At 42.6% G+C, this 13,725-nt stretch carries 13 protein-coding genes; 8 read left to right on the top strand and 5 right to left on the bottom strand.

The features are described 5' to 3' along the window. Nucleotides 1-128: 128 nt before the first annotated feature. Both F6J99_RS30835 and F6J99_RS30830 read left to right on the top strand, forming a co-directional pair. Nucleotides 129-407 carry a hypothetical protein gene (locus F6J99_RS30835; RefSeq protein WP_293118656.1) on the top strand — a complete coding sequence of 93 codons (279 nt, stop codon included), beginning with the start codon at nt 129-131 and terminating at the stop codon, nt 405-407. Nucleotides 408-768: 361 nt separating this feature from the next. After that, nucleotides 769-1,719, top strand: a complete 951-nt coding sequence (locus F6J99_RS30830) for an Rpn family recombination-promoting nuclease/putative transposase (RefSeq protein ID WP_293118654.1) — start codon at nt 769-771, stop codon at nt 1,717-1,719. A gap of 171 nt (nt 1,720-1,890) precedes the next feature. Here F6J99_RS30830 and F6J99_RS30825 read toward each other — a convergent pair whose 3' ends face one another. Continuing rightward, nucleotides 1,891-2,322: a DNA-binding protein gene (locus F6J99_RS30825; protein WP_071106764.1), complete on the bottom strand. Its 432-nt coding sequence runs from the start codon at nt 2,320-2,322 to the stop codon at nt 1,891-1,893. A gap of 504 nt (nt 2,323-2,826) precedes the next feature. On the opposite strand from F6J99_RS30825, the gene F6J99_RS30820 reads away from it, so the two are divergent. The 3 genes from F6J99_RS30820 to F6J99_RS30810 all read left to right on the top strand — a co-directional run bounded on the left by F6J99_RS30820 (nt 2,827) and on the right by F6J99_RS30810 (nt 4,906). Continuing rightward, a complete protein-coding gene (locus F6J99_RS30820) occupies nt 2,827-3,063 on the top strand; it encodes a hypothetical protein (RefSeq protein WP_293068228.1) in 237 nt (78 codons plus the stop codon). A 129-nt stretch (nt 3,064-3,192) separates the two neighbouring features. Continuing rightward, nucleotides 3,193-4,044 (top strand): DUF4351 domain-containing protein, encoded by an 852-nt coding sequence (locus tag F6J99_RS30815; protein WP_293118652.1) that lies wholly within the window; start codon nt 3,193-3,195, stop codon nt 4,042-4,044. 253 nt (nt 4,045-4,297) lie between these two features. Then, entirely contained in the window at nt 4,298-4,906 is a 609-nt protein-coding gene (locus tag F6J99_RS30810; RefSeq protein ID WP_293118650.1) for a hypothetical protein, read from the top strand. Nucleotides 4,907-5,014: 108 nt separating this feature from the next. Here F6J99_RS30810 and F6J99_RS30805 read toward each other — a convergent pair whose 3' ends face one another. Then, a complete protein-coding gene (locus F6J99_RS30805) occupies nt 5,015-5,146 on the bottom strand; it encodes a hypothetical protein (RefSeq protein WP_293118648.1) in 132 nt (43 codons plus the stop codon). A 47-nt stretch (nt 5,147-5,193) separates the two neighbouring features. On the opposite strand from F6J99_RS30805, the gene F6J99_RS30800 reads away from it, so the two are divergent. Continuing rightward, nucleotides 5,194-5,976, top strand: coding sequence for an ATP-binding cassette domain-containing protein (locus tag F6J99_RS30800; protein WP_293118646.1), 783 nt, complete (start codon nt 5,194-5,196; stop codon nt 5,974-5,976). A 106-nt stretch (nt 5,977-6,082) separates the two neighbouring features. Next, nucleotides 6,083-7,183: a heparan-alpha-glucosaminide N-acetyltransferase domain-containing protein gene (locus F6J99_RS30795; RefSeq protein WP_293118658.1), complete on the top strand. Its 1,101-nt coding sequence runs from the start codon at nt 6,083-6,085 to the stop codon at nt 7,181-7,183. Nucleotides 7,184-7,232: 49 nt separating this feature from the next. Here the strand turns inward: F6J99_RS30795 and F6J99_RS30790 are convergent, their stop codons facing one another. Beyond that, nucleotides 7,233-7,967, bottom strand: coding sequence for a response regulator transcription factor (locus F6J99_RS30790; protein ID WP_293118644.1), 735 nt, complete (start codon nt 7,965-7,967; stop codon nt 7,233-7,235). A gap of 387 nt (nt 7,968-8,354) precedes the next feature. On the opposite strand from F6J99_RS30790, the gene F6J99_RS30785 reads away from it, so the two are divergent. After that, a complete protein-coding gene (locus F6J99_RS30785; protein ID WP_075904034.1) occupies nt 8,355-8,606 on the top strand; it encodes a DUF6761 family protein in 252 nt (83 codons plus the stop codon). Nucleotides 8,607-9,185: 579 nt separating this feature from the next. Here the strand turns inward: F6J99_RS30785 and F6J99_RS30780 are convergent. Together F6J99_RS30780 and F6J99_RS30775 are read right to left on the bottom strand one after the other, a co-directional pair. Continuing rightward, complete coding sequence (locus F6J99_RS30780; RefSeq protein WP_293118642.1) at nt 9,186-10,418, bottom strand: glycosyltransferase; 1,233 nt, start codon at nt 10,416-10,418, stop codon at nt 9,186-9,188. A gap of 251 nt (nt 10,419-10,669) precedes the next feature. Further along, the gene (locus F6J99_RS30775) at nt 10,670-11,995 is read right to left on the bottom strand and encodes an MFS transporter (protein WP_293118640.1); all 1,326 of its coding nucleotides are present in this window, start codon (nt 11,993-11,995) and stop codon (nt 10,670-10,672) included. Nucleotides 11,996-13,725 lie beyond the last annotated feature (1,730 nt).

Here is a 13,725-nt window from a genome sequence, read left to right as displayed (position 1 = left end):
AAGGGTGTATCTCACTTTTGTAAATTTTGCGTAGGGTGCGTTAGGGGTGGGCTCGCCCTGATTTTCTACCTCTTCGCCACCATTGAAATAGCCCACCCCGTAACGCACCACCGAGTCAAACAGCAAAAATGAGATGCACCCTAGCGAAAAGTTTCGTGCAGAATTTGCTGAAACAATATAGAGAAACAGGAGACATAGCCCCTCGACGTTATGGTGGCAATCCAAAACCAAAACTCAACGAAGATCATTTAGTTAGTTTAGTAGAAATAATAGAAACAAATAACGGTGCCGCGCACCGCAATGATGCAACTCTATCAGAACTGTGCGAGCTGCTCGAACAAAAAGTTAAAATTAGAGTAAGTAGAGCAACAATGGCAAAGATCATCAAAAAGTTAAACTATAGTTAAAAAAAAACACTATATGCGGCGGATAAAAACAGTGAAATAGTACTTGAAAAACGTGTATCGTTACGGGTAAAGTTACTCGGGAAATCAAAAACACACCTGAGTTTATCGATAAAGTAAATTTATCCATCATTAGTAGAGCAGATTACTAAACTAAGCAGTAACTAGTGTTACCGGTAGAGTTATTTTTAAACTCAATAAAGTAAATCCCACCTATAATAAAATTAATGAATTTTTGAGTTAACACTGCTTGTTAACTAGAGCTTTTATACTATAGTATTTTTTATATTAATGAGGTACAGAGAATTTTTTCCCAGATCCGCTATTCCCTACTCCCTACTCCCTACTCCTAATTCTACTAATCATGGCCAAGACACACATCCGCTTTGACTGGGCAATCAAAAAACTGCTGAGGGATAAAGCTAATTATGTTGTCCTAGAAGGCTTGATCACCGAATTACTAGGACAAGAGATTACTATTGAATCGATTTTAGAAGGCGATGCAGCGCGGTCTTGGGGTTTCCACGGGGCTTACAAGGTGCGGACGCAGGTTCCGCACACAGCCCCTCCCCATGAGCGACTGCATCAAGACAGGGAAAGTAATCGGCTCACCGAAGACAATAAACTGAATCGGGTCGATATTCTAGCCCTCAATAGTGCTGGAGAGTTACTGCTCGTCGAAGTCCAAAACAGTTCCGAAAATGATTACTTTCATCGAATGCTATTTGGTGTCTCCACACTGCTCACCCAATATCTAGATAAAGGAGAGCCCTATAGTAAACTCAAAAAAGTCTACTCGATTAATATTGTTTACTTTACTCTAGGACAAGGACAAGATTACATCTATGAAGGGAAACTAGATTTCCGAGGTCGTCATCATCGTGACTCTTTAGGACTATCCAGCCTACAGAAGGAGTTGTTCAAACTAGAGCAAGTCTATCAGATATTTCCCGAATATTATATATTGAGAGTCAACCAGTTTGATAACGTAACCAGAAACAGTTTAGATGAATGGATCTATTTCCTAAAGAATAGTGAAATCAAGGAAGAGTTCCAAGCCAGAGGATTAGCCGAAGCCAAGGAAAAGCTAAGACTTGATAATTTACCATTACCAGAAAAAGTAGCTTATCAGAACTATCTGGAAAATAAACGGTATGAAATTAGCCTACTGGAAGGGGCAGAAGCAGGCGGAAAATTGCAGGGGAGAGCAGAGAAAGCCACAGAAATAGCCAAAGCTATGAAAGCAAGAGGGATTGATATCGATTTAATCGTAGCAACAACTGGTTTAACTAAAGAAGACGTTGAGCATTTTTGAAGAGTCGCGAAGCGATTTATTGCTCCTGAAACTATTTTACCTTCTGCCTTCTGCCTTCTGCCTTAAAACAGCCCATTTATTTTACGAATCAGATCGGATTGCTATAGCTGGGAAACTGCCACCAGCGATGCAGCGCCGACCTGCGGGGGTTTCCCCCACTCGCGCTTTGCATCAAGAAATGAAGTGAATATCACTGAAAGTTTCGATCCACAAACGAGCGCCACAATCGAGTGGATTATCCGGCTGATAGACAATCTTACACGGACCGAGGATTTCGACCTCGTTGCCGTAGAGATTAGTGCCCTTTCGTTTTACTGAAATCACTGGCTTCCGGTCTTTGGGACTTTTCTTCATATTGGAGCCAATGTGATTGCGATTGACATTAATTTTAGCTAAAGCAGGGGGACGACTGGTACGCCATTTGCCCTTTGGTCCACGGGTACCTTTGGTAATTTGTGGCAAATGGTTGAACAGAGGAATAATCCAGAATTTACCAGTTTTATAGGCACCTCGGACGCGACCCTTCTCTAGGAGTTGCCGCAATCGTCTAGAGGAAATTCCTAATAAAGATGCTGCTTCAGTAGTACCAACACACTTGTTCATCAGTTGACTCTCCTAAAACTATTCCTATAATACTAGTTTAATAGATAAAAGACAAATTGGCAACTTATTTTTTTAGGGAACAGGGAATAGGGAACAGGGAACAGGGAGGAAAGCGTGGTAAAGGTGGTAAATATTGTAAGGGTGGGTAGCAAGTCAAGTGCTGTTGTTTCCACTATTAGCGACTGCGTTAATACCGGAATAGTTAGGAAATCGGGAATTGGAAGCGGCTCCAAGGTCGCATCACCCATAGTTCTCTAAAAAATTAATTAATTTGTTACACAGGATTTTTCCCCACTCCACTACTCCCGATTCCCGATTCCCGATTCCCTGCTCCCTAAAAAATTTGTTACAAAAGTTCTTAAAAAATGTTATAATATAATGTTTTTTGTGTTATAATAAAATTACCGTGGGCGCTAAAACGTTCCACGGTAAAAGCCAGCCGACAGTTTCTCCAGGACCCCAGGCTGGCTCTAGACCCCCAGTTAAGGAGATACCTAATATTTTATGTCGTACTCTCAACGCCTACACCCATGGGTGGTTGTTCGCCTGTTGCCGAAAATGCAGCGGGTGGTTGTTGCTCGTTTCCGCAACCGTTCTGATGCGGAAGGTCACTTGCAGGCTCTGAAACGACTGATGCCTGATAGGAAATTTATCATTATCTTCGATATTGGTCAGCCTATAGACGCCCAGCCTATAGACGGCGAGCCTATAGACGACGAGCCTATAGAAGAAGAATCTTAAGGAGCAGGGAGTGTGGGAAGTGTGGGAGACCCAGCTCCCCAGCAATCAAATTTTAGTCTGACCCCAGAAACAGCTCTGCAAAGTAGAGTGGGCGTTCTTCAGTAATTAGTATTGATTCGGTAATTGTCTATGGCAAAACCTGCAGATATTGGTAGCAAACGTCTAATCAGTCTCGCCCCCAATGCCTGGGTGCAATGGGTAACGGGTAATCCCCAAGTGCGGGCATCTCAGTTACTCGATGCTGAATTTCAATGGATTAGTCGGGAAAGCGACGTAATTGTCAAAGCAAAGAGTCCTGAACATCAAGAATTTTTGATTCTCAATGAATTACAACTGCGCTATAGTCAGGCCATGCCTAAGCGCATGCGCAATTATGTTGCCTTAGCTGAGGAGAAATATAACCTATCCACTTATCCAGTATTAATTAATATCTTGCCACCCCCAGCTACCGTCACCATTGAAGACTGTTACGACAGTGAATTCATGGGACTAAAGGCACGTCAAGATTATCGGGTAATTAATCTGTGGGAAGTAGATGCTGAATTAGTATTAGGACAACCTTTGCCTCCCCTATTCCCATTTGTCCCTATCTTAAAAGGAGGTGCTAGTGAATCTAAATTGCGCTCAGCCGTCCAGGCCCTAAGAGCAGATCAAACTTTGAACCAACTAGAACCATTGTTAGCTTTTTTCGCTAGCTTCGTTTTAGAGATACCGTTAATTCAACAAATTATGAGGTGGGATATGACAGTATTACGTGAATCACCCTGGTATCAGGAAATTTTACAAGAGGGTGTTGCTCAAGGGATTGAACAAGGGATTGAAAAAAGTTTGGAGCGAATACTAAAGTTACGATTTGGGGAGATTCCTTCGGAGATTTATGTCAGACTTCAAGCCTTAAGTCTTGAACAATTGGAAGAGTTGATGGCTACAGCATTAACGGTTAACTCTTTAGATGAGTTTAGTCAACAGTTGCCCAATTAATTAAATAGAGCCACACCCCACCTCGACCGTGGGGTAATTTTTTCTCGGCTATTAGTTTTGATGCGGTCAATCGACTATAAAATTTTAAGTTGATCTAAAATTTATCATAGCTATTAGGTACGCTTGATCCATTAAGAATTAAATTCGCCACGGGTCGCACCTGAGGTAAACATAAATTTTACCATCTTCCCTACTCCCTACTCCCTACTCCCTATTCCCTATTCCCTATTCCCTTATTTAACCCTTTTGAATTATGTTACCAAATCAACAAACAGTATCTGAAACTAAACCTGAAACTAACCCTGAAACTAAACAGGATAGGCCTTCTGTATTTCGGATTTCTCCTATAATTCGAATTACCCTAATAACATTTTATTGGGCGCTGTTGATACCATTACCGTTTTTAGCTAAAGTATCATCGACTCCAGTATCCCCAATACTCCTGTGGGTAGGCATTAGCTTAGGATTTTTAGCCCTCTATGGAGCTTTAAGCGAACAGGTGATTGTAGATGACGAAAAAATTCAGGTGGCTTATCCCAATTGGGTGCCCCGATTCTTTCGCAAAGGTTGGCAATTAGACTGGAAAGAGGTGAAAGACTTGAAAATGCGCACCACAGGTCAAGGGGGACTTGTTTACTATTTCATTAGCCAGTCTTCTGACCAAGCTTACTTGCTGCCAATGCGAGTAGTGGGATTTAATCGCTTAGTTAAGTTAGTACAAAACTATACCGGGATAGATACTACCGATATTCGTCCCCTAGCCCAGCCTTGGATGTATCTAATTTTGTTTGGATTCACCCTCTTGCTATTACTGGTAGATGGCTGGACAATAACCACAGCTATTAATCAAGGTTTGATGTAAGCTATCAGCTAATGCGCTACGCGCACGCTACGCGAACAGCTATCAGCTATCAGCTAATGCGCACGCTGCGCGAACAGCCAACGGCTGAATACTTAGATGAGCAAATCCCTAAACTTTCAATTCTGTAAAATCTCGAACTTTTAAATTATCCTGTTCGATGTTTATTTTAAGCATTAGGCTGACTGCTGGCTGCTGACTGCTGACTGCTGAATGGTTACCTTGATCAAGATCCAAAACCACTGGCTATGGCATCAAGACATTGATAATTTTGAACTGGAGCGAAGCGATTGACTAATACCCTGTTGCAGCTCAAACAGGTAAGCCTGACCCTCTCAACCAGGGCTAAAGCAGCTGGAATACCGATATTAACTGATATTTCTTTCGAGGTCAGCCAATGCGATCGCATCAGCGTGATTGGACCATCCGGTGCTGGTAAAACCTCTCTGTTGCGCCTGTTGAACCGACTCAGTGAGTCCACCCAGGGAAATATTTACCTAGATAATCAGAACATCCGGAATATCCCTGTCCTAGAATTGCGCCGACAAATCATGCTGGTACCTCAAGAACCAAAACTGTTAGGGATGACCGTTCAGGAGGCTCTAGCTTATCCGTTGGTATTACAACAGCTACCAAAAAAAGCGATTGGCCGTAGGCCACGCTACGCGAACGCACAACGGATACAAGAGATTCGAGAGAGACTGCGTATTCCAGCGGAGTGGTTAGAGCGTACAGAGTTACAACTGTCTTTGGGACAACGGCAATTGGTTGCGATCGCACGAGCACTAGTTGTCCAACCAAGAATAGTGTTACTCGATGAGCCAACCTCAGCCTTAGATGCTGGTATAGCCTCTCAGGTGATCAGGGTATTTACCGATTTAGCGCAAAAGGAGCAGATCACAATTTTGATGGTCAATCATCAGCTAGATATGGCTGAGTTATTTTGTAATCGAGTCTTGTATTTACAAGATACTCAGTTACTCCAAGACACGACCGCTGAGCAGATTAATTGGCAACAGTTGCGAGAGAGATTAGTACAAGCAGAAGCTAAAGCATCTCAAGAATGGGCTTAATCATTTCTTGACAGTTGACCCTTGACGGTTATTTTAATTTTGCTAGCATGCCTATTGCCTATTGCTAGCATGCCTATTGCCTTTTGCCTTTTGCCTCTTGCCTATCATGCGTCTAACCTCTCTTGATGTCTTTCGAGGTATTGCCATGGCTAGCATGATTCTAGTCAACAATCCCGGAAGTTGGTCTTATGTCTATCCCCCGTTACTTCACGCTAAGTGGCATGGTTTTACCCCCACAGACTTAGTATTTCCTGCCTTTTTATTTATTGCTGGTGTAGCAATGGCTTTTTCCTTAGTCAAGTACACCAATAACAACCAATCCGTATCCCAAGGATATTGGCGTATTGGCAGGCGATGTGCCATTCTATTTGCTCTAGGCTTACTGCTAAATGGTTTTCCGACTTACGATTGGGATACTATTCGGATTATGGGTGTCTTGCAGCGCATTAGTCTTGCCTATTTCCTTAGTGCTGTAGCAGTGCTAAATCTAAGACGACGGGGTTTGTGGGTACTGACCGGAATAGTTTTGCTAGGGTACTGGGCAGCAATGTCTTTAGTACCAGTTGCTGATTATGGTGCTGGTAATCTGACACCGGAAGGGAATTTTGCTGCCTATATCGACCGTATGGTATTGGGAACAAACCATTTATATAAACAAGCTCAATTTGATCCAGAAGGACTGTTTAGCACCTTACCGGCGGTAGTAACTGTTTTGGCTGGCTATTTCGTTGGGGATTGGCTACGCCATCAACCGATACAGTCCCGTACTAGTTTGGGATTAGTACTATTTGGTCTAGGTTGTCTTGGTTTAGGCTGGGTTTGGGATTTCTGGTTCCCAATTAACAAACAGCTATGGACAAGTTCCTATGTCGTGTTTGCTGCTGCTTGGTCGATGCTGTTACTAGCTGCTTGTTATGAGTTTATTGAAGTGCGCGGATTTCGCCGATGGGGATGGCCCCTAGAAGTGATGGGATTAAACGCGATTTTTCTGTTTGTCGCATCTGGCTTAGTAGTTCGGATCCTGTATCGAACTAAGGTAGGGACAGGTGATAATGCTGTGAGTACCTATACTTGGATTTATGATAATCTGTTTCGGTCTTGGGCTGGAGCCATGAATGGTTCTTTGATCTTTGCCATAGTCAATGTACTGTTGTGGTGGTTGATTCTCTATGGGATGTATCGGCGACGCTGGTTGATCAGGATTTAAGGGTTAAGGGTTAATGGTTAAGGGTTAAGGGTTAATTAACCAACAACCTCTAATAACTCTTATGAGTTGCCAATTCTGTCCCAGATTTTAGATCATTATCACTTATCCCTTGATTAAACCGATAGCCAACATTGCGAACCGTTTGGATAATGCTGGGTTGTCGAGGATCGGTTTCTATTTTTTTGCGCAGGGCAAGGACATGGGTATCGATAGTGCGTGGATTGTCAATAGCATTGGGCCAAGCACGGCGCAATAATTCAGACCGACTCAAAGCCATTCCCTCTGCTTGGGCGAGTACGTAGAGCAAGCTAAATTCTTGGGGAGTCAGGTCAATAAACTCTTCTTTAAAGCGGACACGACGCTGGACTAAATCAATTTTGAGATCACCGTAGTCTAGAGACAGGGGAGCCACCGTAATGCGGAGGCGACGGATTAGGGCTTCCACCCGTGCCATAAATTCCTGTATACCAAAGGGCTTGGTCAGGTAATCATCTGCCCCAGCTTTAAGACCAGTGACGATATCTCTTTCACTATTACGAGCAGACAACATTAAAATTAGAGATTTTCGCTGTTGCTGAACCCAGCAGCAAAATTCAACCCCATCACTGTCTGGTAAATCAGAGTCTAGGATAACCAGACTGGGTTGGCGATGGTGAAAGTCTTCCTTGGCTTGATCAAGATTTTGTGATTGGTACACCCCATAGCCGGATTTCTTTAGGTGGGACCCTAGAAGCGATCGCAAATGAGGGTTTCCTTCAATAATCTGAATTCTCACTGAGCCCACGGCACATTAAAGTCCTCTTAGCCTTAGCCGTTGGGATTTAATTGTAGCAAAAGCAACATCAACATTCTGTAACAACTGCTACTTATCACACTGATAGTGGCTTGGGTTTTTCAAATGCGACTTCCTAGGGGCACCCTAGTGGCACGAAATATACCAGGTCAGAGGAACAAAGGGACAATAGGAAAAATTTTAAGTCACCAGTAATTTTAATTCACCATTTTAGATTATAGCATATAAAATGCAATTTAGTCTAGCTAACATAACAAATAATTGAGAAAAGTATCGAGGACTTGCTACTTTTGCTAAACTGAAATTAAGTTGGCGTATCCGAGTTTCTCCTGAGTGAGCCAATACCACTAGTGTTGATACTCAAAATTTATTAAGACTATGCTGCAAGATCCTCAAGCTATACGCTGCTATCAAAAACTTACTGACTCCCTAGTCGATTTGTGGAATCGAGGTTATAGCTTCGACGAATTGCGGCTATATATCGATGGCTATCTTTCTGCCCTAAAACACACAAATACCCTTGAATCCTATATAACCTACCGCTTAGAAGAAGATGCCATTCGTTATCTTCGCGATCCATCCAACTTTGAGATGGTACCAATGCCGCAGCCAGAAACCGACTACTTTTAAACCTTAAACACAGATAACTCAAATCAATCATATCAAGTCCATTGGAGTGCTCATCCTATCCGTTAGCTGGTAATAGGCAATTACCAATTACCAATTACCAATTACCAAAAAGCGATAGGCTATTCTCTTTAGCTTCCGGCAAAAGAAGCCCCACAACGAACATGCGCAGCATGAGTGTTTAAAGTTACCGTAAGGATAGTGGAGCCTTTATGGTTAGTCGGTTATGCGTAAAAGGGTTAAAACTTTTTGATTAAGGCTCCACTATCCTAAGGTTTCGTCTCCAGGGATGAATTTTGCACAGGGTATTTCACAAAAGACCAATCGATGTGTTATAGTGGAAGTACTGACTTTCAAAGCCTAAAATGCTGGAAAGTTGGTCAAACATTATTAAACAAAAAACCAGAGCGGCAGCGATGCAGCGCGGTCTTGGGGGTTTCCCCCACTCGCTATTGCATCAAGAGAGGGCAGTCCGTTCTTAAAGCCCAGCGCCTCCTAAGCAATAGCTGGATTGGCGCTTGTTGCCCACACTGAACTCAAAGAGTGAGTGTGGGAGCTGTCACTGATTAACTGGACTTGATATCAGTGGGTTTTCAAAGCAATCTGGTTTTCCCAAATACCGATTAAATTCTTAACCCTCTCATCCCAACCATATTGGGAAACACACTCCCTACCGTTGCGACCCATTTCCTGTCGCAACGCTGGGTTCTCAATTAATACTTTGAGCTTGTCGGAGAAATCTTCCTGATTCTGGGGAGTGAACAAAAAGCCATTCCATCCGTCTTGGATATTCTCCACTACCCCACCTGCTTCAGGAGCGAGCACAGGAATTCCAGCAGCGAAGGCTTCTAATATAGTTAGCCCTCTAGTCTCCTTCTCAGATGCTGTGATATGAATATCACTGTTGACCAACAAAGCTGGAACATTTTCCGGTGGGACTCTACCGAGGAAGTAACTATTTGGTGTTAACTTGCTTAACCTGGTAGCAATTTCATGCCGCATCGGACCATCACCAACAATGATCAGTGCGATTTGGTCACTGTTGACCTCTTGTACAACTCGTAAAAAGGCATTCAGGGTAAATTCCCACCCCTTATCTGGAGTTAACCTACCTAAGAAAACTAACTTAACTTTACTGTCAACCCCTCTAAGGTCATAGTTCTTCTCGAAAAACTGTTCCTCCTGTAAATCCGCAGAGAATTTACTAGCATCAAAGCCAAGCAAATTGGCATAAGTGGTGTTTTTAATGCCTAGATCGATAATTTTTTTATGGGTAATCCGACTAGACACTAAGGTGACATCATAAGAATTGTACACTGAAAGCAATATGGTTTTAAAAATAAATTTAATTCCAGCGACGACCACAGACGGTAGAGAAAAGTAATCTTCGGCATAGTCGAGAAAATTAGTCCTAAAAAAACTCACACAGGGAATACCAGCCTTTTTGGCAAAAGCGACCCCAGGCACTCTAAAAAAGCCAAAAAACAGTCTTTCTGGTTCATCAACATGAATAATATCGGGCTGGAATTTTTTTAACTCCTGGAGGAGGATTGAATAGGAACTTCTACGCACCTGACGCTCAAAATCTAAGTCCATGAATGGGGTACTTGGTAAATTTATGACTCTCACCCCAGGCAGGATTTGACCAGTATAATCTCGCCAATTGGGATAGACATCTTCTAACGCACTGTAGTCAGGACAAAATAACAACACCTGGTGTCCCCACTGACTCAGTCGTTGTAGCCTAGATAATCCACTAACTGTTACGCCATCAATGACAGGCAAGAATCCAGAAGTGATAATAGCAATTTTCATAGGTTAGTAGAATCTATTACACTCAGAGCGTGTTTAATCTGTAGAGCCAAAGTATTGAGGATGGATCAATTTTTGCATAAATCCTCAGCAAAACAGATCAGGCAAATCTAATAACGTTTCATACCAAATCCGGGTTAATTACCCCCTTTTGAAGCAAAAAGCATGAGGAGCTTTAGGAGCTTCAGGAGCTTCAGGAGAACAGGAGAAAGAATGCTGGAATCATAACGGGGGTTTTTGAAGCGGATTTGCTATCAAACACTACTGGAACTAGTTAAACCTAAGTTAGGGTGAATAGCATCCGGCAGTTCCTTTTCCACTCGCCGTATAGGTGGATATCGATAAGCGATAAAGCTTGCCAGAATGTTCAGCAATCCCATCAACAGCAACAGCAAGCCCATGCCACGCCCTGGACCAACGCCAATGATATGCCCAATACTACCTGCTAACAATCCATCGGTAGCCATCATCGGTTCTAAAACATGATCGACTAAGGGTCCGGTTAGCATGTGGGCAAGGATCAATAACGAGTTTTCGATGGCCAGTTGTAAGGCGAAGACCCGTCCTTGCAGATTAGCTGGGACTTTGTTCTGCCAGATAGTCTGATTACAGCTAACGATAATGGGTTGAGCAAATAAGACACCAAACGCCCCAAGAGCAGCCAAGCTCACAGAAGCGCGGCACCCACCTAAAAGTAAGAACAAGCCTTGCAGGATTACAAAGCTAAAAATACCGTATATCCTGGGCTTGGGTCCTCCCCAGGTAGTCATGACTAAGCTACCAATCAGCATCCCACAACCGCCAATAGATAAAATGACCCCAAGTTCAGCACTGGAGGCAAAACTTAACACCAGTGGCCAGAACAACACCTGAAGAATACCCATACTGAAGTAGACCACGGCAAAGAACATCAGCAACCCTCGTAGTCCTTGGCGTTTGGCAATGTAACGCCAGCCTGATACTAGATCTTGGCGCAGTTGAGAGAAGTGGGCTTGCTTTTGATGAGTGTGATGGCTAGACTGGAGATGGGGAATCTGAACCCTTAGCAATGTTGCTAGGGCAAAGATGAATGTGATGAAGTCTATTAATAGAATTCCCTGCAAGTGGATGGTCTCCAGCAGCACACCCGCCAAGGTCGGTCCAAGAATCTTGGCAGTTGCCCTAGAGGCTTGCATCATGCCATTAGCACGGCTAAGATGTTCTTGAGGCATCAGCTGAGTCGTAGCTGCTGTATAGGCTGGCAACTGGAAAGCCTTAAACGTTGAACTGATTGCTACGACTAGGTAAATGTGCCAGATCTCTAACCTGCCCGAGAACACCAGAGCCATAACCACCAGTGTGCTAACCCCCGCCACGGAGTCGCTGAGAATCATCGCCCAGCGTCTATTCCACCGGTCTACGAATGTACCAGCTATGGGTGAGATAATAATATTGGGTAGGTGAATAAATAAAGAAATTAGGGCAAATTGGGTGATTGAACCAGTGGTCTGGTAAGCCCAAACACCCAAAGCAAATTCGGTAAGATTAGACCCCAGAAGGGATACTAGTTGTCCCAACCAGATCAGAAAGAAAATCTGCATTTATTGTGTCTTTTTCTACTTTACTCGTCGTTATACTCCGCCATCGGCGGGATTATTGTACCTTTTATACATGAATGACTGAACCCCTTGCCAGTTCCCGCTCAGCTTACACCTTGATGGGTAAAACAGTCTAGCTCGGGGAAAAAGACTGTTGTGGGTGGGCTTACTTATATATCTAGTATGTTGGCAAGTTTTATGTTTGACGGTACCCTTGATGAGTACTCTTTGTGACATTTTTGCTTAGATTGTGGTGACATTGTCTTGATGCAAAGCGCGAGTGAGGGAACCCCAAGACTGGGCTGGCTCCCCAATGGCTGCGCTGCATCGCTTTTGCCCGACAAGCGCCTCTGTGGGTGACATGGTGCTGAATTTGCTGATCAGAATAATTCCGTAGTACCTATCTGAATTTTGTGAGCGCCTCTGTGGGTGACATGGTGCTGAATTTGCTGATCAGAATAATTCCGTACTACCTATCTGAGCAGGAAGACATGAGCTATTTTGGACACCTCTCTTGAGAAGCTCCACAGCCGAGAGCTGACTGCTGACTCCTTACTAACTAGTTACGTTTAGTGGTAAGAAAAGACCAGTTACCCTGGTTATTAAGAAGAGTTTCAACAGTTAGGATTAAAATTGATGTGATTTCCATTCACTATTATATACTTGATTGGCAAATAAAACAAGTCTCCTAAACGGTAGTTTTAAATCAATTGAGATATTGAGATATTGAAGATGCTTAACTATATCTAGTTCCTTATCTAGTTCCTTATCTAGTTCCGTTTTAGATTGTTTGAGGTCACTAGTTTGTTTTTTTGTTGAGCGTTTATCCCTGACACTCAAGCGTCAATCGTCAACTGTAACCCTATTAAATTGATTTAAACCTATCGGTTATAAAATATACCTCGGTTTGACCCGCCAGAGTATCCCGAAAATCACTGCTAGTATTTGGAATGATAATGATTGACTTTAATTTCGGTCAGAGGAAGTTGAGCTAAAGGACACCATTGGATTCACAAGACATGCTTTGATTGGACGCGATCGCATATAGCGCTACGCGCAAGTCAGAAGTTAGAAGTCAGAAGTCAGAAGTAAGCTATGACTAAGTTTCAGAGTTTAGGAATGTCCTAAGCTTAATGCGTAGTGCTATATTGTAAAACTAATCAACGTTAAACCAGTAACTATAAATAGTTTCATAGTATGATCAGTCGTCATCGTTTTATTCATCCTTACTGATCAATTGCTGGTCATCGGGATTTTCTCGCTCCTCCAGAATATCCGTTCCCTTAGCTTGACCTACGGTCAATGGCGTAGCGTGGCCCACGGTCTCTCCTTCCTCATCACTGAAAATTTTGCCATTTTGGCAACCAATTACTAATATGTATAAGTCAATATTGTATAGATGCAGGTTTATTTACTCTTAAGTTCACTGCCATATAAATCCATGTCGAAATGATTAGATTCGGAAGAGGATTAACCTAAAATTCAGGGTAAATAATATCGCCAGAGTCTTCTGGATTTTTATAATTTTCATGAAAGTTAAATTAAGATTGCTTAAAATGGCTTTAATTAACTAAATTTAAATCAGGGTGCTTTACTACACTATAAGTAAGTCAGTAATATCTATGTCAAGATAACTACTTATAATTCGTGATATTACTACTGTGCCTTTAAATCAATATAGTTAACAAAAATACCTATGGTATTAAACGCAAATCAACTATCTGAAATAACTG

It is taken from the genome of Moorena sp. SIO4G3 (assembly GCF_010692305.1).
GTDB classification, from domain to species: domain Bacteria; phylum Cyanobacteriota; class Cyanobacteriia; order Cyanobacteriales; family Coleofasciculaceae; genus Moorena; species Moorena producens_A.
Note: the sequence above shows the minus strand (reverse complement) of the source record. Positions and strands in the feature narration are given on the sequence as shown.